Source organism: Enterobacter sp. EGD-HP1 (assembly GCF_000733275.2).
GTDB lineage: Bacteria > Pseudomonadota > Gammaproteobacteria > Enterobacterales > Enterobacteriaceae > Enterobacter.
The window spans coordinates 82,811-105,721 of sequence record NZ_AVOP01000036.1 but is presented as its reverse complement, the minus strand read 5'-3'; the positions used below and the strand labels follow the sequence as shown (position 1 = coordinate 105,721).

At 54.2% G+C, this 22,911-nt stretch carries 21 protein-coding genes and 1 tRNA gene; 17 read left to right on the top strand and 5 right to left on the bottom strand.

The genetic code is table 11. The features are described from left to right. The first annotated feature begins 3 nt into the window (after nt 1–3). The 5 genes from N037_RS21785 (at nt 4) to N037_RS21765 (ending at nt 5,532) form a co-directional block, all read left to right on the top strand. The gene (locus N037_RS21785; RefSeq protein WP_032643470.1) at nt 4–636 is read left to right on the top strand and encodes a lysophospholipid acyltransferase family protein; all 633 of its coding nucleotides are present in this window, start codon (nt 4–6) and stop codon (nt 634–636) included. Next, the gene (locus tag N037_RS21780) at nt 633–2,396 is read left to right on the top strand and encodes a bifunctional alpha/beta hydrolase/class I SAM-dependent methyltransferase (RefSeq protein ID WP_032643468.1); all 1,764 of its coding nucleotides are present in this window, start codon (nt 633–635) and stop codon (nt 2,394–2,396) included. Before N037_RS21785 ends, N037_RS21780 begins: the two co-directional genes overlap by 4 nt. Beyond that, entirely contained in the window at nt 2,389–3,708 is a 1,320-nt protein-coding gene (locus tag N037_RS21775; RefSeq protein WP_032643466.1) for a phosphatase PAP2/dual specificity phosphatase family protein, read from the top strand. Before N037_RS21780 ends, N037_RS21775 begins: the two co-directional genes overlap by 8 nt. Continuing rightward, the gene (locus tag N037_RS21770) at nt 3,693–4,085 is read left to right on the top strand and encodes a hypothetical protein (protein WP_032643464.1); all 393 of its coding nucleotides are present in this window, start codon (nt 3,693–3,695) and stop codon (nt 4,083–4,085) included. Before N037_RS21775 ends, N037_RS21770 begins: the two co-directional genes overlap by 16 nt. A 97-nt stretch (nt 4,086–4,182) precedes the next feature. Then, nucleotides 4,183–5,532 (top strand): VasL domain-containing protein, encoded by a 1,350-nt coding sequence (locus N037_RS21765; protein WP_032643462.1) that lies wholly within the window; start codon nt 4,183–4,185, stop codon nt 5,530–5,532. 29 nt (nt 5,533–5,561) lie between these two features. Here N037_RS21765 and N037_RS21760 read toward each other — a convergent pair. Both N037_RS21760 and N037_RS21755 read right to left on the bottom strand, forming a co-directional pair. Next, a tRNA-Arg gene (locus tag N037_RS21760) sits at nt 5,562–5,633 on the bottom strand. Nucleotides 5,634–5,708: 75 nt separating this feature from the next. Further along, nucleotides 5,709–6,638 (bottom strand): formate/nitrite transporter family protein, encoded by a 930-nt coding sequence (locus N037_RS21755; protein WP_023336448.1) that lies wholly within the window; start codon nt 6,636–6,638, stop codon nt 5,709–5,711. Between the two features lie 315 nt (nt 6,639–6,953). On the opposite strand from N037_RS21755, the gene mlaA reads away from it, so the two are divergent. After that, entirely contained in the window at nt 6,954–7,706 is a 753-nt protein-coding gene (gene mlaA / locus N037_RS21750; protein WP_023336447.1) for a phospholipid-binding lipoprotein MlaA, read from the top strand. A gap of 45 nt (nt 7,707–7,751) precedes the next feature. Here the strand turns inward: mlaA and fadL are convergent, their stop codons facing one another. Beyond that, nucleotides 7,752–9,035, bottom strand: a complete 1,284-nt coding sequence (fadL, locus tag N037_RS21745; RefSeq protein ID WP_023336446.1) for a long-chain fatty acid transporter FadL — start codon at nt 9,033–9,035, stop codon at nt 7,752–7,754. A 372-nt stretch (nt 9,036–9,407) separates the two neighbouring features. On the opposite strand from fadL, the gene N037_RS21740 reads away from it, so the two are divergent. From N037_RS21740 to sixA, 4 genes are all read left to right on the top strand, one after another. Continuing rightward, a complete protein-coding gene (locus tag N037_RS21740) occupies nt 9,408–9,692 on the top strand; it encodes a YfcZ/YiiS family protein (protein ID WP_023336445.1) in 285 nt (94 codons plus the stop codon). A 247-nt stretch (nt 9,693–9,939) separates the two neighbouring features. Continuing rightward, nucleotides 9,940–11,250: an acetyl-CoA C-acyltransferase FadI gene (gene fadI / locus N037_RS21735; protein WP_032643460.1), complete on the top strand. Its 1,311-nt coding sequence runs from the start codon at nt 9,940–9,942 to the stop codon at nt 11,248–11,250. Further along, nucleotides 11,250–13,397 (top strand): fatty acid oxidation complex subunit alpha FadJ, encoded by a 2,148-nt coding sequence (fadJ, locus tag N037_RS21730; RefSeq protein ID WP_032643457.1) that lies wholly within the window; start codon nt 11,250–11,252, stop codon nt 13,395–13,397. Before fadI ends, fadJ begins: the two co-directional genes overlap by 1 nt. 209 nt (nt 13,398–13,606) lie before the next feature. Next, the gene (gene sixA, locus N037_RS21725; RefSeq protein ID WP_023336442.1) at nt 13,607–14,092 is read left to right on the top strand and encodes a phosphohistidine phosphatase SixA; all 486 of its coding nucleotides are present in this window, start codon (nt 13,607–13,609) and stop codon (nt 14,090–14,092) included. A gap of 45 nt (nt 14,093–14,137) precedes the next feature. On the opposite strand, the gene smrB is transcribed toward sixA, so the two are convergent. Next, nucleotides 14,138–14,689, bottom strand: a complete 552-nt coding sequence (gene smrB, locus N037_RS21720) for an endonuclease SmrB (protein WP_032643455.1) — start codon at nt 14,687–14,689, stop codon at nt 14,138–14,140. A 145-nt stretch (nt 14,690–14,834) separates the two neighbouring features. Between smrB and prmB the strand changes: the two genes are divergently transcribed. The 6 genes from prmB to N037_RS21690 are packed head-to-tail and all read left to right on the top strand — an operon-like array spanning nt 14,835 to nt 19,383. Further along, on the top strand, nt 14,835–15,767 hold the full coding sequence (gene prmB, locus N037_RS21715; RefSeq protein WP_008502612.1) for a 50S ribosomal protein L3 N(5)-glutamine methyltransferase: 933 nt from the start codon (nt 14,835–14,837) through the stop codon (nt 15,765–15,767). A 60-nt stretch (nt 15,768–15,827) separates the two neighbouring features. After that, complete coding sequence (gene aroC / locus N037_RS21710; RefSeq protein ID WP_032643453.1) at nt 15,828–16,913, top strand: chorismate synthase; 1,086 nt, start codon at nt 15,828–15,830, stop codon at nt 16,911–16,913. Nucleotides 16,914–16,915: 2 nt separating this feature from the next. After that, entirely contained in the window at nt 16,916–17,740 is an 825-nt protein-coding gene (gene mepA, locus N037_RS21705) for a penicillin-insensitive murein endopeptidase (RefSeq protein ID WP_023336439.1), read from the top strand. Then, entirely contained in the window at nt 17,740–18,549 is an 810-nt protein-coding gene (locus N037_RS21700) for a sulfite exporter TauE/SafE family protein (RefSeq protein WP_032642026.1), read from the top strand. The genes mepA and N037_RS21700 overlap by 1 nt, the downstream gene beginning before the upstream one ends. Further along, nucleotides 18,549–19,094, top strand: a complete 546-nt coding sequence (locus tag N037_RS21695; protein WP_023336437.1) for an elongation factor P hydroxylase — start codon at nt 18,549–18,551, stop codon at nt 19,092–19,094. Before N037_RS21700 ends, N037_RS21695 begins: the two co-directional genes overlap by 1 nt. Nucleotides 19,095–19,107: 13 nt before the next feature. Further along, nucleotides 19,108–19,383 (top strand): YfcL family protein, encoded by a 276-nt coding sequence (locus N037_RS21690; RefSeq protein ID WP_028013966.1) that lies wholly within the window; start codon nt 19,108–19,110, stop codon nt 19,381–19,383. Nucleotides 19,384–19,466: 83 nt separating this feature from the next. Here N037_RS21690 and mnmC read toward each other — a convergent pair whose 3' ends face one another. Next, a complete protein-coding gene (gene mnmC, locus N037_RS21685; protein WP_032643451.1) occupies nt 19,467–21,464 on the bottom strand; it encodes a bifunctional tRNA (5-methylaminomethyl-2-thiouridine)(34)-methyltransferase MnmD/FAD-dependent 5-carboxymethylaminomethyl-2-thiouridine(34) oxidoreductase MnmC in 1,998 nt (665 codons plus the stop codon). Nucleotides 21,465–21,622: 158 nt separating this feature from the next. Here mnmC and fabB point away from each other — a divergent pair, with 158 nt between their 5' ends. Then, entirely contained in the window at nt 21,623–22,840 is a 1,218-nt protein-coding gene (gene fabB / locus N037_RS21680; RefSeq protein WP_023312571.1) for a beta-ketoacyl-ACP synthase I, read from the top strand. Nucleotides 22,841–22,911 lie beyond the last annotated feature (71 nt).

Sequence of the window (22,911 nt, the reverse complement as noted above, 5' to 3'; positions counted from 1 at the left end):
CAGATGAACCGCATTCTACGCTGGATTTTTACGCTGTGCATCGCATACCCCGTGGTCTGGATTTGGTTGGGCGTACGCGTAACTGGCCGCAAAAAGCTACCTGTTGAAGGCCCGGCCATTATCGTGGCGAACCATAACAGCCATCTGGATGTGCTGACGCTTTTCACGCTGTTTCCACTTTCTACTCTGGTAAAAGTGCAGCCTGTGGCGGCGGCAGACTATTTCCTGCGCAACAAAGTTATTGCTTGGTTTGCCCAGAAAGTCATTGGCATCATTCCCGTATGTCGCGGTGCACATCAGGCAAATCCTTTACAGGCCTGCGTCGATGCGCTGGCAGCAAAGAAAATTGTGATCATTTTTCCCGAAGGCACGCGCGGCGAACCAGGGAAATTTTCAGAGATCAAGTCTGGCATCTGGCATTTAAGCCAGCATTGTCCAGAGGTGCCCATCATTCCTGTCTATATGCACGGTCTGGATCGTTCAATGGGCAAAGGGCAGAAAATCCCCGTGCCGTTTTTTATCGACATCTTCATCGAAGAACCGCTGTTTTACGACGCGGATAAAGTCAACTTTAAACAATCGTTATTAACTCGTTTCGTCACATTACAGCAGCAGGCGACAGGGAAAATCACATGAGTCAGGAAGCGCGTTTATTTGAGGAAAGTATATTTGCAACCAGCGATGGAGAGGCGCTCTATTTTCGCCACTGGCCTGCAACGGAAGGCAACGGCAAGAAAGTGATCGTTCTGTTTCACCGTGGGCATGAACATTCCGGGCGTCTGCAGCACATAGTCGATGAACTGCAAACCCCCGATACGCATTTTTACGCCTGGGATGCACGCGGTCACGGCCGGTCACCCGGCGCTCGTGGGTACAGTCCGAATCTGGCTCGCTCTGTTTTGGACGTGGATGAGTTTGTACGCTTTGTAGCGAAGGATGCGAAGGTCAGCCTCGAAGATATCGTGGTGATTGCGCAGAGCGTTGGGGCTGTGCTGGTTTCCACCTGGGTTCATGACTATGCGCCGAAAATTCGGGGAATGGTGCTGGCTTCCCCGGCATTTAAGGTCAAGCTGTATGTACCGTTTGCCCGAACCTGTTTGGGGTTAATGCGCCGCATTCGCGGTCTGTTTTACGTGAATTCGTATGTCAAAGGGAAGTTCCTGAGTCACGATCCTGAGCGTATCGCTAGCTTTGAGCAGGATAAACTCATCACGCGGGCTATTGCCGTGAATATTCTTCTCGAACTCTACAAAACTGCGGAAAGAATAGTTTCTGACTCCGCTGCAATTACGCTTCCTACCCAACTCCTTATTTCTGGTGAGGATTTTGTAGTACACGCTAAACCGCAAAAACAGTTCTATGCCGGTTTGCGCAGTACTATAAAGGAGCAGCATATTTTACCTGGATTTTATCACGATACGCTTGGTGAGAAAGACCGTGCTATTGCCTTCGATAAAATGAAAATTTTTATCAACAAACTCTATGCGACTCAGCCTCATGCCTTCGATTACAAACATGAAGACCAGTGGAGTCCGAGTGCTGATGCATATCGTGAACTACAGGCACCACCAAAACCACTCTCGCTGGAAGGCATGTTCTACAGCTCGCTAAGTTATGGCATGAAGACGGTTGGCAGACTTTCAAAAGGGATGCGTCTAGGCTTTGATACAGGGTTTGATTCCGGCAGTACGTTGGATTATGTGTATCGTAACTACCCAGAAGGTAATGGTTTTTTGGGACGTATGATAGACCGGCACTACCTTAACAGCATTGGCTGGAGAGGTATCAGGGCACGAAAAGTCAATATTCAGCAGGTTATAGAACAGGCGGTCATCAGGCTTGTAGAAAGTGATATGCCGGTACGCGTGGTAGATATTGCGGCCGGACATGGGCGCTATGTTCTCGATGCGCTGGAAAAACATCAGAATGTAGAAAGCATCCTGCTGCGAGATTACAGTGATCTGAATGTGGAAAAAGGACAGGCCATGATTATAGAGCGAGGGTTAAGTCACATCGCTCAGTTTAGAAAGGGTAATGCCTTTGATTATGACTCCCTTGCCACGCTTGAACCAGCGCCGACACTGGGGATTGTGTCCGGGCTGTATGAACTGTTCCCGGATAACACCTTAATTAAAACTTCCCTCGACGGGTTGGCTGCCGTGATCCCACCAGGCGGCGTCCTGATCTATACCGGACAGCCATGGCATCCGCAGTTGAAAACCATCGCTTATACCTTAACCAGCCACCAGAGCGGCATTCCGTGGATGATGCGTGTGCGTAGCCAAAAAGAGATGGACACTCTGGTTGAACAGGCGGGTTTCGAGAAATGCCATCAGGTAATTGATGAGTTTGGTATTTTCACTGTCTCACTGGCAGTGAGACAGCAACATGGCTGAGTCCGTACTCATGCAGTTCAAATTCAGCCTCTGGAAACAGGGGCTATGCTGGCTGGGGCTGTTGGCACCCCTGTTTTTTGTCAGCTACGGGCAGGTAAATCAGTTCACGACCACCCGTTGTGACGTGGGAAGCATAGTTATGGGCTGGGAACATGTGATCCCATTTATACCCTGGACTATTGTTCCTTACTGGAGCATTGACCTTCTATATGGCATTTCTCTGTTTATTTGTACTTCAAAACAGGAGCTGACTCAACATGGCTTACGGATGCTTGCCGCATCTCTAATTGCCTGTGCTGGATTTCTTCTTTTTCCACTTAAATTCACCTTCGTTCGCCCGGAAACGCAAGGGATGTTTGGCTGGTTGTTTCATCAGCTCGAACAGTTTGATTTACCTTATAACCAGGCCCCGTCACTGCATATCATCCTGACGTGGTTGCTATGGCTGCGTTTTCGTCAGCATCTGGGGAAGAGCGAAAGGCTGCTTTCCGGTGCATGGTTTATGCTAATTGCAGCTTCCGTGCTTACTACCTGGCAGCACCATTTCATTGATGTTCTCAGCGGAATCGTGGTCGGCGTGGTGATCAGTTATCTCATTCCGGTTGAAGGGCATTGGCGGTGGAAACGTCCTTCAGCACATGCATTGCGTCTCGCCACGAAATACTGTGCTAGTGGGATTGTTTTTTTACAGATGGGATTATGGTTCCAATACAGTTTAATTATGCTGTGGCCTGCAGCGGCATTATTCTTGGTGGCAGCGGGGTATGCCGGGCTGGGGGTGTCTGTATTTCAGAAAAACAGACACGGCGAGTTATCCCTCTCTGCTCGTTGGCTTTTATTCCCGTATTTAGCCGGAGCAAGGCTTTCAAAATGCTTGTTTTCCCGACGAATTGCCGCGAGCAACATTATTTATAACGGCGTGTCATTGGGTTGCTTTCCGGATAAAACAGTGGAGCAGAGCGCAGTCTTTGACCTCACAGCTGAGTTTCACAAAGGAAGCCACAAAACAGAATGTTGGGAAAGTTACCCACTGATGGATTTAGAGGTACCGAGCTTACAGGACATCCGGCAAGCAGTGACAAATCTCCGGCAGTTGCGTATGTCACATGACACAGTGCTGGTGTGCTGTGCTCTGGGATTATCCCGTAGTGCAATGATTGTAGCGGGGTGGTTACTGAGTGAGGAACATGCCGACTCTGTATTATCGGCGGTGGCTTTAATTAAATCTCAACGCCCTCAGGCTGTTCTTACAGCCGCCCATCTGCAAGTTCTGGAATTATTCAACAAGGAACTACAATGTCAGACATCATGATGACTAACCGAATCATGCAAATTCATCTGTCAAGTTGGCGCTATTTTGCGGCACTGACGCTACCACCGTTGGCACTCATCTATAACATTTCATTCTCAGCGCACGCAGGGGTAATGATTGGTTTTTTTTTATTAACCCATTATTACTGCTGGCGTCTGTGGTTGGATGAGCGACTTTTTCAGCTCATTGACAATGAAAACGACCTTACTGAATTTGATAACGGAATGGCGCATTTGTGGGCAAACAGAAAAGGAATTAATCGCTCTCTGGTTGAACGTTGGTGTGGGGCTACGATTATATTTTATAAAACTATTTTTTCTTTGGTGGCATTGTGGCTTGTTTCATTGTACATATTACTTTTTCAGACCTTTGGTTGATTAATCAGGTCTCGAACGGCTATCAGTCCTTATATGTTTTGAACATTAAATTTTAATGTATTACATCATTCCAGACATATCAAAGGGATATCTGGTCATGAATGACATCACCCCACGCAAAATAAAAACTGGCGGCGACCCGCGCACTCTTCCGGAATATACATCCCTGCGTAATGAACTGAGTAAGCTAAGCCATCCCGCACGCCCGGATGTGAACTGGGTATATGTGGAAAAATGCTGCCTTTCATTATTTGAACAAAACGGTGTTGAGTTGCAGACTGCAGCCTGGTACACCCTTGCCCGTACGCAGCGGTCTGGATTAGCTGGCATGAATGAAGGGCTGGCGATCCTGGAGGCCTTGATTAGCCGCCAGTGGGATGTTCTCTGGCCGCAGTCGTTACAGGTTCGTATGGAAATCCTGAGCAGCCTGAGCCAGCGTCTGCAGCAGCTCATGCGTATGCTTCCATTTAACGATGGTAATCTTAGCGAGCTTTATAGCGCTGAAGAATTGCTAACCGGTCTGGGGGCGGCGCTCCAGCGCCTTGAGCTCAAACACCTCAGTCAGTTCGATACCTTACGAACGTTGATACATTCAAGTGCTGCAAGGCTGGAAAAAAGTAATAGCGCATCAGGTTTGAATGTGGCCATGAAGCCCGGTATCGAATCTTCTCTTGAGAGGGCTGAACCGATCGAAGAGGTGAAATGGGTATATGTTGTGCAGCAGGAAAATGAGCCGAATGTAGAGGAGCGTAGCACCACTGCCGCACTTGTCAGTTACTGGAAACCCTTTGTCGCCGGGATGGGTTCTACGCTGGTGGTATGCATCGCCGTAGCGTGGGGAGGGGGCTTTCTCTCCAGGCCCGATCCCCTAACGACTCAGGCTATTGCCTCGCTGGCGCCGTTACCTGAAGTGCTTACACCTGCTCAGCAAGACGCGTTAATACAGCGAGGTGCTTTACCGGCCACGTTTGTCACAGACACACAGCAGCAGCTTGCCCGACTGGATAAACTGCCTGCTGACTGGAATATTTCCTACAGCCTTCAGCTGTTAGCACAACTCCAGACATTGCGGCCGGATGAGGCGAAACCGCTCACCATGCAGTGGCAGCAGAAATTTAACGCGGCTGCGTTGCCTGTCGACGCAATGAATAGCTGGTATCAGGGAATGATGAAGCTTCAGCAATTGAGTAATCGACTGAGTAGTCTGGATGAGCAAAAAGGAAAATATATAACGGTGAGCGAGCTTAAATCCGTGGTTTTTTCAACTATACAGTCATTTAACCATGCGATACCGGCTGAAGAGCAACTTAGACGCTTGTCGCAGTATCCTGCAGGAGATGCGCTTCCTGAAGCTGAAAAGACCCAACTGGAACTGCACCTTAAACAACTGGCAGCGCGGTATGCTCTAATAAAACAGGGTTCTTCAATTCTGGCGGCGGACAGGTGAATATGCTGGAAAAAGCGAGGAGGTTAAAGTGTCCCCTGCAGGAATCGAACCTGCAACTAGCCCTTAGGAGGGGCTCGTTATATCCATTTAACTAAGGGGACGAGGCGGCACGAGTATAGCGTTATTTACACTTTGCGTTAAGCACATCGCCGCCTGACTGCTCAAAGAGTCACCATTCAGGTCGATTTTTTTGTCGATTTATCATCATTTTCCCGTGCCTTAAGCTCCGCTTTGCGTTTGTTCGACATGTCGTTACGGATTTGGGCATGGCTTAAAAGCGCGAAGATAAACGTTCCGCCGCAGATATTTCCCGCCAGCGTCGGAAGGGCGAACGGCCAGAAAAAATCGCTCCAGTGAAGCGTACCGTTAAAGACCAGATAGAGGATTTCCACGGTGCCGACCACAATATGCGTGGTGTCTGCCAGCGCAATCAGCCAGGTCATGAGTATGATCACCACGATTTTAGCGCTCCCCGCTGAAGGAAACATCCAGACCATCGTGGCGATAATCCAGCCAGAGATGATGGCATTTGAGAACATCTCGACCGGGGTGTTTTTCATCACATCCATGCCAATTTTCACAAACGCATCCCGGGTGGGTTCATCAAAGATCGGCATATATTCAAACGCCCATGCCGCGATGCCCGTGCCGATAATATTACCCAGCAGGACTACGCTCCATAGACGCATCAATAAACCGAAATTACCGAGGGTGGGGTTTTGCATCACCGGCAGAACGGCAGTCACCGTGTTTTCAGTAAACAGCTGCTGGCGGGCCATGATGACAATAATAAAGCCGAAGGTATAGCCGAGATTTTCCAGTAAAAATCCGCCGGGTACGCCTTCGAGTTGAACATGAAATATCCCTTTTGCGAGGAGTGACGCGCCCATTGAGAGCCCGGCAGCGATAGCTGACCAGAAGAGGGCCATCGCGTCGCGCTCCATCTCTTTTTCGCCATCCTGACGTATATGCTCGTGGATGGCCATCGCGCGGGAGGGGAGGCGATCTTCGTCAATTTCTATCTTCTCACCGCGCGCTTTCTCCTCGCTTTCAATTTCAAGATCCTCAGTGTTCTCGCCAATTTTTTCTTCATTCACGTCTTTCATATTTGCTCCCGGAGGTTGATCTTTCTGTTAAGCGTAGCGGCTTTTATCGGGATGCCTGTGGGGATGCTCTTAAATTGGCGGCAATGACAACAAAGGTGATACATCTCTTTCAAAGACATTATAAAATTGGCAGCGAAACGAATTCCAAAAGCCAGGCTATGCTGAGATCAGAGTCACGGTGATTACTGCCCGTAATTGTGCTCATAGACATCGGTAAACGTGCTGTTACAATCGCTTGCACGTTTACAGACGGAGCGTCAACGGCTCCGTTACGGATGGCAATCAACGATAGCCATACTGAACAGGGAGATATTTATGAAACTTCGGCTGTCGGCGCTTGCGCTTGGCGCGACGATGCTTGTGGGCTGCGCCAGCTCCGGTGAGCAAACGGGACGCTCCGATCCTCTCGAAGGATTTAACCGCTCAATGTATAGCTTCAACTACAACGTACTGGACCCGTATGTGGTTCGTCCGGTGGCAGTAGCATGGCGCGATTATGTTCCACAACCTGCGCGTAACGGGCTAAGTAACTTTACCAGCAACCTCGAAGAGCCTGCGGTAATGGTGAACTATTTCCTGCAGGGTGACCCGTATCAGGGGATGGTCCACTTTACCCGCTTCTTCCTGAACTCCATTCTGGGGATGGGGGGCTTTATTGATGTCGCGGGCATGGCGAACCCGAAACTGCAGCGTGAACAGCCGCACCGTTTTGGTAGTACGCTGGGACATTATGGTGTCGGCTACGGCCCTTACGTTCATCTGCCGTTCTATGGCAGCTTCACCGTGCGTGATGACGGCGGTGATATGGTCGATACGCTGTATCCAGTTCTGTCGTGGCTGACCTGGCCGCTGTCGGTGGGTAAATGGACGGTGGAAGGGATTGAAACTCGCGCGCAACTGCTCGACTCGGATGGTCTGCTGCGCCAGTCTTCTGACCCGTACATTATGGTACGTGAAGCGTACTTCCAGAATCATGACTTTATTGCCAACGGCGGTAAGCTGAAGCCAGAAGAGAATCCAAACGCGAAGGCGATCGAAAACGAACTAAAAGACATCGATTCGGAGTAAATAAAAAAGGTGAGCAATGCTCACCTTTTTTTGATTTCAGCGCGATTAGAACGCGTAGTTGAAGTTCGTACCGAACAGCCAGGCTTTACCTTCAGAGGTAAACTCGTAAGGGCCTTCCTGGAACGTCACTTTCTGACCGTGCATATAAGATACGCCCGCATCGATGGACGCATTCTCGTTGAACGCATACGTCGCGCCTGCGCTTAACCAGAAGCGGTCCTGATCCGGAATAGAAATGGATCGTTTATCTGCCGGAACCGGGCTGTCGTCAAATGCGATACCGGAGCGGAAAGTCCAGTTTTTATCGTAGTAGTAGGTGGTACCCAACGCAATACGATAGGCGTCGTGGAAGCTTTCGTCCTTATAGAACAGCGTTTGACCATTGGTTCCGGTTGCTTTCAGCTCCTGGAACTGGCTCCAGCTGGTATAGGCCAGGCTGTAGTGAATAGCCCATTGTGGTGCAACGCGGTTGTAACCGGAGACTTCCCACATTTCTGGCAAATGCAGCGACAGTGAGCCTGGTACGGTCTGGTTTGACGTTCCCCAAGGAATGGTGGTACCAGCACCTGGAACCAGGTTGTTCACAGGCGTCAGGATGCCGCTCTTGTAATCGCCGTCGAAGTCAATTTTGACTTCAGAACGATAGGTCAGGCCCCAACGGTTGTTTTTGTCCAACTCGTACAGGATGCCGGCGTTCCAGCCATAGCCCCACTCATCACCTTTAAGACTGGCAATTTTGTTGCTGTTTCTTGGCAGGCTGGAGGTTTGTTCCCCGGCATAACGTTCGATTTTGGCATCGGCGTAAACGGCATCAAAGCCCAGACCAAAGCTCCAGCTATCGTTCAGGCGATAAGCACCGCTCAGGTTCAGGTTCAGCGTAGTAAGGTCTGTTTTACCGCCGTATTCACCTGCCGGGTAGTTGTTATTGAACTCGGTAGCAAGGCCGTAGTTAGACGTTACGGATGCACCCCAGCCAAATTGTTCATTGATAGGCGCAACGAAGTGCAGGTTCGGGATCCATGCTGTTGGGGCAATATTGTCCGCTTTAAGGCTCGCACCCGTATAAGGCGACTTACCAGAAACGTTGACATCAGGATCGATATAAACCGCACCGGCAGAGAACGTCGGACGATCAAACATCATGATCAATGCAGGGTTACGACTCGCGTTACCTGCATCATCAGCAATAGCGCCTTCCCCGGAATATGCACGGCCAAGGCCAGAGGAAGAAAATTCGTTTAACTGAAAGCCCGCTGACCAGGCGGAAGTGGAGACGAGTGCCACTGCGACTGCCAGCGCAGTCTTGTTGAACAGGGTTTTCTGGCTCATGACCATAACCTCATTGAGTTATTTTTATTCAATAATTGTTACATACCGTAACAGGAGCGCGAAGTGTAGGGTCTGAGGTATGACAGACAAATCAGACCAGTGGCCAGAGTATAGGTCCGACCAGCCGGAATGTTGCAAGTTTGTTTATTAATATTTTCAAACATGTTTCGTGAAACGAGATCTGGTTGGCAAAATTGTGACCATCGCGACTCACCCAAAAGGGTGGTTTTTGTTTTAGATCATTTTTTAGTGTGATATTGGTCACTTATCCGATTTTGCGCCATTAACGGCTGGAGAGAGCCCAAGCCGGGGCGTAAAATAGCAGCATCGTGTTTATCTCGCGCGCTGCGCGAATACAGAGGAAATTGAGCTATGAGTAAATGCAGTGCTGATGAAACCCCGGTTTGCTGCTGTATGGATGTTGGGACCATCATGGACAACACCGATTGCACCGCGTCTTACAGCCGTGTGTTCACCAACCGCGCCGAAGCGGAAGAGACCTTGGCCGCGCTGAGCAAGCGTGCGCGTGACGTTGAATCCGATCCGTGTGAAATCAAGTCGACCTTTACCGAAGTGGAAGGCGGCGTGAAGCTGGACATCGACTTTGTTTTCGCCTGCGAAGCAGAAACGCTGATTTTCCAGTTAGGCCTGCGTTAATCCTTAATTGCCCGGCGGCGCTTCGCTTGCACGGGCCTACGATCGTGTAGGCCGGGTAAGGCAACGCCGCCACCCGGCAACAAACCGCACAAATGCCTCTGCCATGCAGGGGCATTTTCTTTTTCTTCTCTGTGCCTTAGCTCGCACTTTTTCGTTTCCCCGATTGGCTGAATGTAAAAAAATGGTTAAGACTATTATCAGGTCAGACCACTTTATGTTTGCGAAAAATTTTTTACAGGGGAGTGTTATGAGTCAGGCATTACCGCTTATTACCCGTCAGGGCGATCGCATTGCCATAGTCAGTGGATTGCGCACGCCATTTGCGCGTCAGGCAACGGCGTTCCATGGCATACCGGCCGTCGACCTGGGGAAAATGGTAGTGGGGGAGATGCTGGCTCGCAGCGAAATTCCGCCTGAGGTCATCGAACAGCTGGTATTCGGTCAGGTTGTGCAGATGCCTGAAGCGCCCAACATTGCGCGGGAAATCGTCCTCGGTACCGGGATGAACGTGCATACGGATGCCTACAGCGTCAGCCGCGCCTGTGCAACCAGCTTCCAGGCCGTGGCTAACGTCGCTGAAAGCCTGATGGCGGGCACGATCCGCGCCGGGATTGCGGGTGGGGCGGACTCCTCTTCGGTGCTGCCGATTGGGGTCAGTAAAAAGCTGGCGCGCATCCTGGTGGATGCCAATAAAGCCCGTACGACGGGTCAGAAACTCAAACTCTTCTCGCGTTTACGCCTGCGCGACCTCATGCCCGTACCACCTGCCGTCGCGGAATACTCCACCGGCCTGCGCATGGGCGATACCGCCGAACAGATGGCTAAAACGTACGGCATTACCCGTGAACAGCAGGATGCCCTGGCGCATCGTTCACATCAGCTTGCGGCAAAAGCCTGGTCTGAAGGCAAGCTGACCGACGAGGTCATGACCGCCTATATTCCTCCTTACCGTGAACCGCTCGTGGAAGATAACAATATTCGCGGCACCTCAACGCTTGCGGATTACGCCAAACTGCGCCCGGCGTTTGACCGCAAACACGGCACTGTGACGGCGGCGAACAGTACGCCGCTCACGGATGGTGCCGCCGCCGTGATCCTGATGACAGAATCCCGCGCGAAGGAGCTGGGCATCACTCCCCTGGGCTATTTACGCAGCTATGCCTTCACCGCCATTGATGTCTGGCAGGACATGCTGTTAGGTCCGGCGTGGTCCACGCCGCTGGCGCTGGAGCGCGCGGGGCTAACGCTGGCTGATTTAACCCTGATTGATATGCACGAAGCGTTTGCTGCGCAAACTCTGGCAAACGTTCAGCTGCTGGCAAGCGAGCGTTTCGCGCGCGATGTACTGGGCCGCGCCCACGCCACAGGCGAAGTGGATCAGAGTAAATTCAACGTGCTGGGCGGCTCTATCGCCTATGGTCATCCGTTTGCCGCCACAGGGGCGAGGATGATCACACAAACATTACATGAACTCCGTCGCCGTGGCGGCGGGTTTGGCCTTGTCACCGCCTGTGCGGCGGGCGGTCTTGGCGCAGCAATGGTTCTGGAGGCTGAATAATGGATATGCCATCTGCATTTAATCTGACGGTTCGCCTCGATAACGTGGCCGTTATCACTATTGATGTGCCTGATGAAAAGATGAATACCCTGAAGGCCGAATTTGGTGTTCAGGTGCGCGCGATGCTAAAGCAGATCCGCGACAACAAAGCTATTCGCGGCCTGGTGTTTATCTCTGCCAAGCCCGACAACTTTATCGCCGGGGCGGATATCAACATGATCGCCCGGGCGCAAAGCGCGCTCGAGGCCGAAGAGCTGGCGCGTCAGGGCCAGCAGGTGATGGCGGAGATCAACAGCCTGCCGATCCCGGTCATCGCCGCGATCCACGGCGCCTGTCTGGGCGGCGGGCTAGAGCTGGCGCTGGCGTGCCACAGCCGGATTTGTACTGACGATGCGAAAACCATCCTGGGTTTGCCGGAAGTGCAGCTGGGCCTGCTGCCTGGCTCCGGCGGAACGCAACGACTGCCGCGCCTGGTGGGCGTCAGCACCGCGCTGGAGATGATCTTAACCGGTAAACAGCTGCGTGCCCGTCAGGCGCTGAAAGCCGGTCTGGTCGATGACGTCGTGCCGCAATCCATTTTGCTGGAGGCCGCCGTTGCGCTTGTGCTCAAAGGGCGTCAGGCAAGACGTCCTCTGCCGGTACGTGAGCGCGTGCTGGCTGGCCCGCTGGGAAGAACGCTCCTGTTCAACATGGTGGGCAAAAAGACCGAACAAAAAACCAAAGGCAATTACCCGGCGGCAAAGCGGATCCTTGAAGTAATCGAAACCGGGCTGTCGCAGGGCAGCAGCAGCGGCTATGCCGCTGAAGCGAAAGCTTTTGGCGAACTGGCGATGACGCCACAGTCTCAGGCATTGCGCAGCATCTTCTTCGCCAGTACGGACGTGAAAAAAGATCCCGGTAGCGAGGCGCAGCCCGCTCCGCTGCGGGCCATTGGCGTGCTGGGTGGCGGGCTCATGGGCGGCGGAATCTCTTTTGTTACCGCCAGCAAAGGCAAATTGCCGGTACGAATCAAAGACATTACTCCTAAAGGGATCAACCACGCGCTGCAGTACAGCTGGCAGAACCTTGATCAAAAGGTCAAACGCCGCCATATCAAGGCAAGCGAGCGCGATAAAACCCTGGCGATGATCTCCGGCACGACGGATTACAGCGGTTTTGCGCACCGCGATCTGGTGATTGAAGCCGTGTTTGAGGATCTGGCGCTTAAGCAGCAGATGGTGGCAGACGTTGAGCAACATTGCGCCCCGCATACCATTTTTGCCTCCAATACGTCGTCATTACCGATTGGCGATATCGCGGCGAAAGCCGTGCGTCCGGAGCAGGTAATCGGACTGCACTTCTTTAGCCCTGTCGAAAAAATGCCGCTGGTGGAAGTGATTCCGCACGCGACCACCAGTCCGCAAACTATCGCCACGGTAGTCAAGCTTGCGAAGAAGCAGGGGAAAACGCCGATCGTGGTAGCAGATAAAGCCGGCTTCTACGTTAACCGCATTCTGGCTCCCTACATTAATGAAGCAATGCGGTTGCTGACGGAAGGCGAGAAAATCGAACACATCGACGAAGCGCTGGTAAAGTTTGGTTTCCCCGTTGGTCCAATCCAACTTTTGGATGAGGTGGGAATAGACACCGGCACTAAAATTATACCAGTGCTGGAAGCCGCCTATGGCGATCGTTTTAGCCCCCCTGCAAACATTGTTTCTGCAATTTTGAAGGACGATCGCAAAGGCAGAAAAAATGAACGCGGTTTCTATCTTTACGGCGCGAAAGGGCGTAAAAGCAAGAAACAGGTCGACCCTTCGGTTTATGGGCTTATTCCGACCACCGGTCAGGGAAAACTGTCCGCCGTTCAGTGCGCTGAACGCTGCGTGATGATGATGCTCAATGAAGCGGCGCGCTGCTTTGGTGAACAGGTGATCAAGAGCGCACGCGATGGTGACATTGGCGCGGTTTTTGGCATTGGTTTCCCGCCGTTCCTGGGCGGGCCGTTCCGTTACATGGATACGCTCGGCGCGGGTGAAGTGGTTGCTATCCTGCAACGTCTGGCTTCGCAATATGGTCCACGGTTTACACCGTGTGACGAATTATTGCAGATGGCGGAACGCGGCCAGACATTTTGGCCTGCAAGGGAAACTGTCCTCGTAAGCTGAGGTCAAAGAAGGGTAAATCCTGAAGTGAATGAACCTGTTCTGGCGATTTTGTAAACAGAGATTGACTATACTTACGCCATTGAGGTAAAAAACAGCGTTTCATTCACCGAATGGATCAGGCACAATGCCCGGCCATCGGGTTTTCTACCTCTCAGCATTTATCGCGGGTAGTTAACGCCGGTGATTCTGGTTAACAAAAGCGGTGCAATATGCAAGTTTTTATCATGCGTCACGGCGACGCGGCACTCGATGCCGCCAGTGACTCAGTACGACCTTTGACCGTCTGCGGCTGCGACGAATCTCGTCTGATGGCGACCTGGCTCAACGGTCAAAAAGTGGACATCGAACGCGTTCTGGTGAGTCCGTTCCTGCGTGCAGAACAGACGCTGGAGGTGGTAGGGGAGTGTATGAACCTGCCATCCAGCGTGGATGTTCTCCCTGAACTTACCCCCTGTGGCGATGTAGGCCTTGTCAGCGCTTATCTTCAGGCGCTGTGCAATGAAGGTGTCGCTTCCGCGCTGGTCATTTCCCACCTGCCACTGGTTGGCTATCTGGTATCTGAGCTGTGCCCTGGCGAGACCCCGCCGATGTTCACGACATCCGCGATTGCCAATGTTTCTCTCGACGAAACGGGCAAAGGTGTCTTCAACTGGCAAATGAGTCCGTGCAACCTGAAGATGGCAAAAGCGATCTGACGTGACGTGCGATATGGCGGGTGCAATGTGCTTCCCGCCATTCTGTCAGGGTAACTCTGGCGGCTGCCACTCTTCCACTTCAATCAACACCAGCAATGCGGCATCTCCGCCGTACTCTTTGGGTGCCTGATGAAAAGCCATCACGTGTGGATGCTGAGCCAGCCACAGCGGCGTCTGTTGCTTGAGAATATGTTTACCGTGGCCATGCATCACGCAGGCGCAAAAAACATGTTCGCGGCGACAGGCCGCAATCAATGCCCCCAGCTCCTGTTTCGCCTGCATCTGCGTTAGCCCGTGCAGATCGAGAAACAGCTCCGGCGAATAATCTCCGCGACGTAATTTTTTCAGCTCAAAATGGCTGACATCTTCCCGTACGTACTTCACAGCCCCCTGCGTATTGAGCAGCGGCTGAAATTCATCTGAAAAATAGTGGCTGTTATCCGCCTGCTCCTGCAGCAGGCGTTTGACCGGCACTTCGCTGATTTTTTTACGCTGCGGGCGATGAACGATGGTGTCCTGCGTGATTTTACGCGTCCCGGTCATTAGCTGTTGGAAGAGCGCCTGATCCTCCTCGCTGAGCGATGTTTTCTTTTTCATTCGTCATTCTCATCTCGTATTTCCGACAGTGTACCCGACTAAACGCATTTTTTAACCTCAAGCGAGACGCGTCATTGCTGATTTATCGCCGTCTTCATGGCAAACTAGCCGCCGAAAATTATGCGAGCATGCCCTGGAGGAAAGAGTGGATAAAATATTTGTCGATGAAGCAGTAAACGAGCTGCATACCATACAGGACATGTTGCGCTGGTCGGTTAGCCGCTTCAGCGCCGCCAATATCTGGTACGGTCACGGTACCGATAACCCGTGGGATGAAGCGGTGCAGCTGGTGCTGCCGTCCCTCTACCTGCCGCTGGATATCCCCGAAGACATGCGCACCGCGCGCCTGACCTCCAGCGAAAAACACCGTATTGTTGAGCGCGTGATCCGCCGCGTGAACGAGCGCATTCCGGTGGCCTACCTGACCAACAAAGCCTGGTTCTGCGGCCACGAGTTCTATGTCGATGAACGCGTGCTGGTGCCGCGCTCGCCGATTGGTGAGCTGATCAACAATCACTTTGAAGGCCTGATCGGCCATCAGCCGCAGCACATTCTGGATATGTGTACCGGCAGCGGCTGCATTGCCATTGCCTGCGCGTACGCCTTCCCGGAAGCGGAAGTGGACGCCGTCGATATCTCCACCGACGCGCTGGCCGTGACCGAGCACAACATTGAAGAGCACGGGCTGATCCATCACGTTACGCCAATTCGCTCCGATCTGTTCCGCGATCTGCCAACGCTGCAGTACGATCTGATCGTCACCAATCCGCCGTACGTCGATGCGGAAGACATGTCCGATCTGCCAAACGAATACCGTCACGAGCCGGAACTGGGTCTGGCGTCAGGCTCTGACGGCCTGAAGCTGACGCGCCGCATCCTGGCCTGCGCGCCGGATTATCTGACCGACGATGGCGTTCTGATTTGTGAAGTGGGCAACAGCATGGTACATCTGATAGAGCAGTACCCGGATGTGCCGTTCACCTGGCTTGAGTTCGACAACGGCGGTGACGGCGTCTTTATGCTGACCAAAGCGCAGCTGCTCGACGCGCGCGAACACTTCAGCATCTATAAAGATTAATCCAGCGGGCTTCGGCCCGTTTCACAACGCTCAAACACAAACAACAACATCGGAGCCGTGATGGCAGGAAACAGTATTGGACAGTTATTCCGCGTGACCACCTTTGGCGAGTCGCACGGGCTGGCGCTGGGCTGTATCGTTGATGGCGTACCGCCAGGCATCGAACTGACCGAAGCCGATTTACAGCACGACCTCGATCGTCGTCGTCCGGGCACCTCTCGCTACACCACGCAGCGTCGCGAGCCGGACCAGGTCAAAATTCTCTCCGGCGTCTTTGAAGGCCGCACCACCGGGACCAGCATCGGTCTGCTGATTGAAAACACCGATCAGCGCTCCCAGGACTACGGCGCCATCAAAGACGTCTTCCGTCCAGGCCACGCAGACTACACCTACGAACAAAAGTACGGCTTCCGCGACTATCGCGGCGGCGGACGCTCTTCCGCGCGTGAAACCGCGATGCGCGTGGCGGCAGGGGCGATTGCGAAAAAATACCTGCAGCAGAAATTTGGCATCGTCATTCGCGGCTGTCTGACCCAGATGGGCGACATTCCGCTGGCGATCAAAGACTGGGATCAGGTTGAACAAAACCCGTTCTTCTGCGCCGATGCCGACAAGCTGGAGGCGCTGGACGAACTGATGCGCGGTCTGAAAAAAGAGGGCGACTCCATTGGCGCGAAAGTGACCGTGGTGGCAGACGGCGTCCCGGCTGGCTGGGGCGAGCCGGTATTTGACCGTCTCGACGCCGACATTGCCCACGCGCTGATGAGCATCAACGCGGTGAAGGGCGTAGAGATTGGCGACGGCTTTGACGTGGTTCAGCTTCGCGGCAGTCAGAACCGCGACGAAATCACGAAGGCGGGCTTCCAGAGCAACCATGCGGGCGGCATCCTGGGCGGGATCAGCAGCGGGCAGCAGATTGTTGCCAACATCGCGCTGAAGCCGACTTCCAGCATTACCGTGCCGGGTCACACGATTAACCGCTCTGGCGAAGAAGTTGAGATGATCACCAAAGGACGTCACGATCCGTGCGTGGGGATCCGCGCGGTGCCGATCGCAGAAGCGATGCTGGCGATCGTGCTGATGGATCACTTCCTGCGCCAGCGCGCGCAGAATGCGGATGTGACGACCACCATTCCACGCTGGTAAACATGAAAAAAACCGCAATTGCTCTGCTGGCGCTGCTCGCCAGTGGAGCCAGTCTGGCTGCGACGCCATGGCAAAAAATCACCCACCCGGTGGCAGGGAGCGCGCAGTCCATTGGCGCCTTTTCCAACGGCTGTATCGTCGGTGCCCAGGAGCTGCCTCTTCAGTCTGATACCTATCAGGTGATGCGTACCGACCAGCGGCGTTATTTCGGCCACCCGGATCTGGTGCTGTTCATCCAGCGTCTGGGAAACCAGGTGCATAACCTGGGGCTGGGTACGATGCTGATTGGCGATATGGGGATGCCTGCCGGTGGTCGTTTTAACGGTGGACACGCCAGTCACCAGACCGGACTGGATGTTGATATCTTCCTGCAGCTGCCGAAAGCGCGCTGGACGTCTGCCCAGCTGCTGAAGCCGCAGGCGCTGGATCTGGTCGCGAGCGACGGCAAGCGCGTTGTGCCGTCCCTGTGGACGCGGGAAGTCTCCAGCATGATCAAGCTCGCGGCAGAAGATAACGACGTCACGCGGATTTTCGTCAACCCAGCCATCAAGCAGCAGCTCTGCCTGGATGCCGGAACCGATCGCGACTGGCTGCGCAAAGTACGCCCGTGGTTCCAGCATCGCGCGCACATGCACGTTCGTCTGCGCTGCCCGGCGAACAGCCTGGAATGTGAAGATCAGCCGCTACCACCGCCAGGCGATGGCTGCGGTGCGGAACTGCAAAGCTGGTTTGAACCGGCAAAACCTGGAACCTCTAAGCCTGAGAAGAAGACACCGCCTCCGTTGCCGCCTTCCTGCCAGGCGCTACTGGATGAGCATGTACTTTAATGGATAATTTCGTCGATCTGTTTATGGTGTCACCGCTGCTGCTGGTGGTGCTGTTCTTTGTGGCTATGCTGGCCGGTTTTATCGACGCGCTCGCGGGCGGCGGCGGATTATTAACCGTACCCGCGCTGCTGGCGGCAGGCATGAGCCCGGCTCAGGCCCTTGCTACCAACAAGCTGCAGGCCTGCGGCGGCTCGCTCTCGGCGTCGCTCTATTTTATCCGCCGCAAGGTGGTGAGCCTGGCCGATCAGAAGCTCAATATCCTGATGACCTTTATCGGCTCGACGTCGGGCGCGCTGCTGGTTCAGCACGTGCAATCCGATATTTTGCGCCAGATCCTGCCGATTCTGGTCATCTGCATCGGCCTTTATTTCCTGCTGATGCCAAAGCTCGGTGAAGAAGACCGTCAGCGTCGTCTGCACGGCCTGCCGTTTGCCCTGATTGCCGGTGGCTGTGTGGGTTTTTACGACGGTTTCTTCGGCCCGGGGGCCGGTTCATTTTATGCGCTGGCCTTCGTGACGCTGGCCGGGTTTAACCTCGCCAAATCCACCGCTCATGCCAAAGTGCTCAACGCGACCTCAAACGTCGGCGGCCTGCTGCTGTTTATCATCGGAGGTAAGGTCATCTGGGCAACCGGATTTGTGATGATGGCAGGACAGTTCCTGGGCGCGCGCGCGGGCTCGCGTCTGGTGTTAAGCAAAGGACAAAAACTTATTCGCCCGATGATCGTCATCGTCTCGGCCGTAATGAGCGCCAAACTTCTTTATGACAGCCATGGACAGGAGATCCTCACCTGGTTGGGGATGCACTAATGAACAGTACGCATAAATACGAACAGCTGATTGAGATTTTCGACAGCTGTTTTGCTGACGATTTTAATACCCGTCTGATTAAAGGCGACGACGAACCGATCTATCTTCCTGCTGATGCAGAGATTCCGTATAACCGCATCGTTTTTGCCCACGGCTTTTACGCCAGCGGCTTGCACGAGATTTCGCACTGGTGCATTGCGGGGAAAGCGCGGCGCGAGCAGGTGGACTTTGGCTACTGGTACTGCCCGGACGGACGTGACGCCGCCACGCAGGGACAGTTTGAAGATGTGGAAGTGAAGCCGCAGGCGCTGGAATGGCTATTCTGCGTCGCGGCGGGTTTCCCGTTCAACGTGAGCTGTGACAACCTCGAAGGCGACTTCGAGCCAGACCGTATCGTCTTCCAGCGCCGCGTGCATGCGCAGGTGATGGAATATCTTGAGAAAGGCATCCCGGCACGTCCAGCACGCCTGATTGAGGCCTTACAGAATTATTACCACACGCCGGTTATCACGGCGGAATGCTTCCCTTGGCCGGAAGATCTTTAACAGAGGAAAGAAGATGATCGCAGAATTTGAATCACGCATTCTGGCGTTAATTGATGACATGGTGGAACACGCCAGTGATGATGAGCTGTTCGCCAGCGGTTATCTGCGTGGTCACCTGACGCTCGCGGTAGCCGAGCTGGAAGCGGGTGACGATCACTCTGCCGACGCCGTTCACGCTGAAGTGACCCGCAGCCTGGAAAAAGCCATTCTGGCCGGGGAGCTCTCTCCGCGCGACCAGTCGCTGGTGCTGGGCATGTGGGACAATTTGTTCCAGCAGGCTAAACGCTAAGTCATCGTATTTCGCCCGGTGGCGCTGCGCTTACCGGGCCTACGAATATCCCCTCAGCCCTATTGGTGAAGGCGCCCGCCCCCCTACTTAACCTTCTTCCCCTTCAGCAGTTTCCGTACCCACAAGCGATTCGGATTCAGTCCCGCAAGCGTAACCCTGTCCAACGGAATTGGCTCGTCGCTCATTTGTGCGGCTAACACTTCCGCCAGCAGCGGTGCGGAACACAGCCCGCGAGACCCTAATCCACCGAGCATATACAGCTCCGGATAAACCGGCGCGCTTACCGCGTTATCCCGGTTATCGGCAAGATCCTGATAGGCCTCAAGCGTTGCCTCATAGTCCGGCACATTGCCCGCCATCGGCAGATGATCGCGGGTGGCGCAGCGCACGCCGCAGCGCGCGTCTCCGGCGCTGACGTCAACTTCTTGCGTCCACGCCGCATCCGGGAAACAGTCAATCAGGCGCTGGCGGTTCTGCGCCTGATCCGCGTCGCTGTAGCGCATATCCGTTTCGCCACGATGGTAGCTGGCTCCGATGCAGTGATGGCCGTTAGACGGATTTTGCGGCGTCAGATAGCCGTCATAGCACAGCACCTGACGCAGTTTGCCGAGCGCAGGTGTGGAAGGAATATGGCTTACCTGGCCGCCGACCGGATAAACCGGCAACGCTTCTGTCTGGACAAACTGGCTGATGTTATGCCCGTTTGCCAGCACAACGCTGGCATGGCTCGCCGCTTTGCCATCAGCAAAACGCAGATTCCAGCGCTCGCTTCGGCTCAGCGATTCAACGGTGTGAGCATAATGCGCCGTCAGCCCGCGCGACTGCGCCAGGGTAATGACCGCCGCGGTCAGCTCAGCCGGGCACAGCCAGCCGCCGAGAGGATACTGAATGCCGCCGCAGCCGGTGTCCACGCCAGCGGTGGCTGCCACCTCTTGCGCACTGACCGCGCGAGCAATCTCCTCCGGCAGACCCAGCGACAACATCTGCGTGATTTTTTGCTGGCTCTTTTCATCCCAGCCGAGCTGCGTCACGCCGCACCAGTTATGGTCGAACGCCAACGGCAGGGCGTCGTACATGCGGCGGGCGAAGGTAAACGCCGCCGGGAAAAACCGGAACAGGGCCGGGTCGTGCGCGCTTAAAAGCGGATAGAGCGCCCCCTGGCGGTTGCCGGACGCGCCGTTTGCTGGCGCGTCGTCAGCACAGTAGAGCGTAACCTGCCAGCCGCGGTGGAGAAGCGCGAGAGACAGCAGGGCGCTGGCGATCCCCCCGCCGACTATCGCCACCTCACGTGATGCGCTGGCGCGGCGTGCAAACCAGGGTGTCTGAGCGGGAACGTCAAGCGTCTGCTCCATTCTGCCGACCAGCATGTCGCGCTTGCGGCCAAAGCCTTTGGTCTTCTGCATGGTAAAGCCCGCCTCCTGCAGTCCGCGGCGGACAAAGCCTGCCGAGGTGAAGGTGGCAAGCGTTGCGCCAGGACGCGCCAGCCGCGCCATCGCGCTAAACAGATGCTGGCTCCACATGTCCGGGTTTTTGGCGGGGGCAAAACCGTCCAGGAACCACGCGTCAACCGTCTGATTCATCGAATCATCGAGCGTATCGGTCAGGTCATTGATGTCGCCAAGCCATAAATCGAGCGTTACGCGTCCGCCTTCCAGAATCAGACGGTGGCAGCCGCCGACGTGAGGCGGCCACTGCGCCTGAAGCTGCTCCGCCAGGGTGGCAAGCTCTGGCCAGCGCTGATGAGCGAGCCGCAGATCGTGCGCGGTGAGCGGGAATTTTTCGAAACTGATGAAATGTAATCTTTGTAGCGTAGCCTCAGGGTGTGCAGCGTGAAACTGGTTAAACGCCTGCCAGAGGGTTAAAAAATTCAGCCCGGTGCCGAATCCACTTTCCGCGACCACAAACAGGCTCCGCGGATGCGCCGGGAAGCGGGTGCTGAGCTGGTTTCCGTCGAGGAAAACATAGCGAGTTTCTTCGAGTCCGTTATCATTAGAAAAATAGACGTCATCAAAATCTCGGGAAACAGGTGTACCCTCAGCGTTGAATTCGAGGTTGGCGGGTTGTATAGCGTTTTGTTTCACGTAAGTTACTCGTCTGACAGGCAGTGGCACGATCTTAACGATGTGAGTCCATCGGTGCAAATTTCCGCAGAAAATGTCTGATCGGACTTGTTCGGCGTACAAGTGTACGCTATTGTGCGACTCGAAACTTACTATAGTGCGACTTACAGAGGTATTGAATGAAACGTGCAGTGATTACTGGCCTGGGCATTGTTTCCAGCATCGGTAATAACCAGCAGGAAGTCCTGGCATCTCTGCGTGAAGGACGCTCCGGGATCACTTTCTCTGAAGAGTTTAAAGATTCAGGTATGCGTAGCCACGTATGGGGTAACGTCAAACTGGACACCACCGGTTTGATTGACCGCAAAGTGGTTCGTTTCATGAACGATGCCTCTATTTATGCTTATCTCTCCATGCAGGAAGCGATCAAAGATTCCGGCCTGAGTGAAGAGGTTTATCAGAACAACCCGCGCGTGGGTCTGATCGCCGGTTCCGGCGGCTCATCAAAAGCGCAGGTATTCGGCGCTGACGCAATGCGTAGCCCGCGTGGTCTGAAAGCAGTAGGTCCGTACGTGGTGACTAAAGCCATGGGTTCTGCGGTTTCCGCGTGCCTGGCGACCCCATTCAAAATCCACGGTGTGAACTACTCCATCAGCTCCGCGTGTGCGACTTCCGCACACTGCATCGGTAATGCTGTTGAGCAGATCCAACTGGGTAAACAGGACATCGTATTTGCTGGCGGCGGCGAAGAGCTGGGCTGGGAAATGGCCTGTGAATTCGACGCGATGGGCGCACTGTCCACCAAGTACAATGAAACCCCGGATAAAGCCTCCCGTACCTATGATGCGCACCGTGACGGTTTCGTTATCGCGGGCGGCGGCGGCATGGTTGTGGTTGAAGAGCTGGAACATGCTCTGGCACGTGGCGCACACATCTACGCTGAGATCGTGGGCTACGGCGCAACGTCTGACGGCGCCGACATGGTTGCGCCATCCGGCGAAGGCGCGGTGCGCTGCATGAAGATGGCAATGCACGGCGTTGACACCCCTATCGACTACCTGAACTCCCACGGTACCTCTACTCCGGTAGGCGACGTGAAAGAGCTGGGTGCGATCCGTGAAGTCTTCGGCGACAACAGCCCGGCGATCTCCGCGACCAAAGCCATGACCGGTCACTCTCTGGGTGCGGCTGGCGTGCAGGAAGCGATCTACTCGCTGCTGATGCTGGAAAACGGCTTTATCGCGCCAAGCATCAACATTGATGAGATGGACGAGCAGGCTGCTGGCCTGAACATCGTGACCAAACCAATGGACGCGACGCTGACCACCGTCATGTCAAACAGCTTCGGCTTCGGTGGCACCAACGCCACGCTGGTCATGCGTAAGCTGAAAGCATAAGTTTTACGTTTGATTCCGGAAGGGAGCCATAAGGCTCCCTTTTTTTATGCATTGACAAGCGGCTGATCTCA

What these genes read in the sequence shown, in the direction of transcription:
- fadL (WP_023336446.1), bottom strand. Translation starts at nt 9,035, where the DNA reads ATGAGCCAGAAAACCCTGTTCAACAAGACTGCGCTGGCAGTCGCAGTG.
- mepA (WP_023336439.1), top strand. Translation starts at nt 16,916, where the DNA reads ATGAAAAAAACCGCAATTGCTCTGCTGGCGCTGCTCGCCAGTGGAGCC.
- fadJ (WP_032643457.1), top strand. Translation starts at nt 11,250, where the DNA reads ATGGATATGCCATCTGCATTTAATCTGACGGTTCGCCTCGATAACGTG.
- N037_RS21700 (WP_032642026.1), top strand. Translation starts at nt 17,740, where the DNA reads ATGGATAATTTCGTCGATCTGTTTATGGTGTCACCGCTGCTGCTGGTG.
- N037_RS21770 (WP_032643464.1), top strand. Translation starts at nt 3,693, where the DNA reads ATGTCAGACATCATGATGACTAACCGAATCATGCAAATTCATCTGTCA.
- smrB (WP_032643455.1), bottom strand. Translation starts at nt 14,689, where the DNA reads ATGAAAAAGAAAACATCGCTCAGCGAGGAGGATCAGGCGCTCTTCCAA.
- N037_RS21755 (WP_023336448.1), bottom strand. Translation starts at nt 6,638, where the DNA reads ATGAAAGACGTGAATGAAGAAAAAATTGGCGAGAACACTGAGGATCTT.
- N037_RS21785 (WP_032643470.1), top strand. Translation starts at nt 4, where the DNA reads ATGAACCGCATTCTACGCTGGATTTTTACGCTGTGCATCGCATACCCC.
- N037_RS21690 (WP_028013966.1), top strand. Translation starts at nt 19,108, where the DNA reads ATGATCGCAGAATTTGAATCACGCATTCTGGCGTTAATTGATGACATG.
- sixA (WP_023336442.1), top strand. Translation starts at nt 13,607, where the DNA reads ATGCAAGTTTTTATCATGCGTCACGGCGACGCGGCACTCGATGCCGCC.
- N037_RS21775 (WP_032643466.1), top strand. Translation starts at nt 2,389, where the DNA reads ATGGCTGAGTCCGTACTCATGCAGTTCAAATTCAGCCTCTGGAAACAG.
- fadI (WP_032643460.1), top strand. Translation starts at nt 9,940, where the DNA reads ATGAGTCAGGCATTACCGCTTATTACCCGTCAGGGCGATCGCATTGCC.
- N037_RS21765 (WP_032643462.1), top strand. Translation starts at nt 4,183, where the DNA reads ATGAATGACATCACCCCACGCAAAATAAAAACTGGCGGCGACCCGCGC.
- N037_RS21740 (WP_023336445.1), top strand. Translation starts at nt 9,408, where the DNA reads ATGAGTAAATGCAGTGCTGATGAAACCCCGGTTTGCTGCTGTATGGAT.
- N037_RS21780 (WP_032643468.1), top strand. Translation starts at nt 633, where the DNA reads ATGAGTCAGGAAGCGCGTTTATTTGAGGAAAGTATATTTGCAACCAGC.
- N037_RS21695 (WP_023336437.1), top strand. Translation starts at nt 18,549, where the DNA reads ATGAACAGTACGCATAAATACGAACAGCTGATTGAGATTTTCGACAGC.
- fabB (WP_023312571.1), top strand. Translation starts at nt 21,623, where the DNA reads ATGAAACGTGCAGTGATTACTGGCCTGGGCATTGTTTCCAGCATCGGT.
- mlaA (WP_023336447.1), top strand. Translation starts at nt 6,954, where the DNA reads ATGAAACTTCGGCTGTCGGCGCTTGCGCTTGGCGCGACGATGCTTGTG.
- aroC (WP_032643453.1), top strand. Translation starts at nt 15,828, where the DNA reads ATGGCAGGAAACAGTATTGGACAGTTATTCCGCGTGACCACCTTTGGC.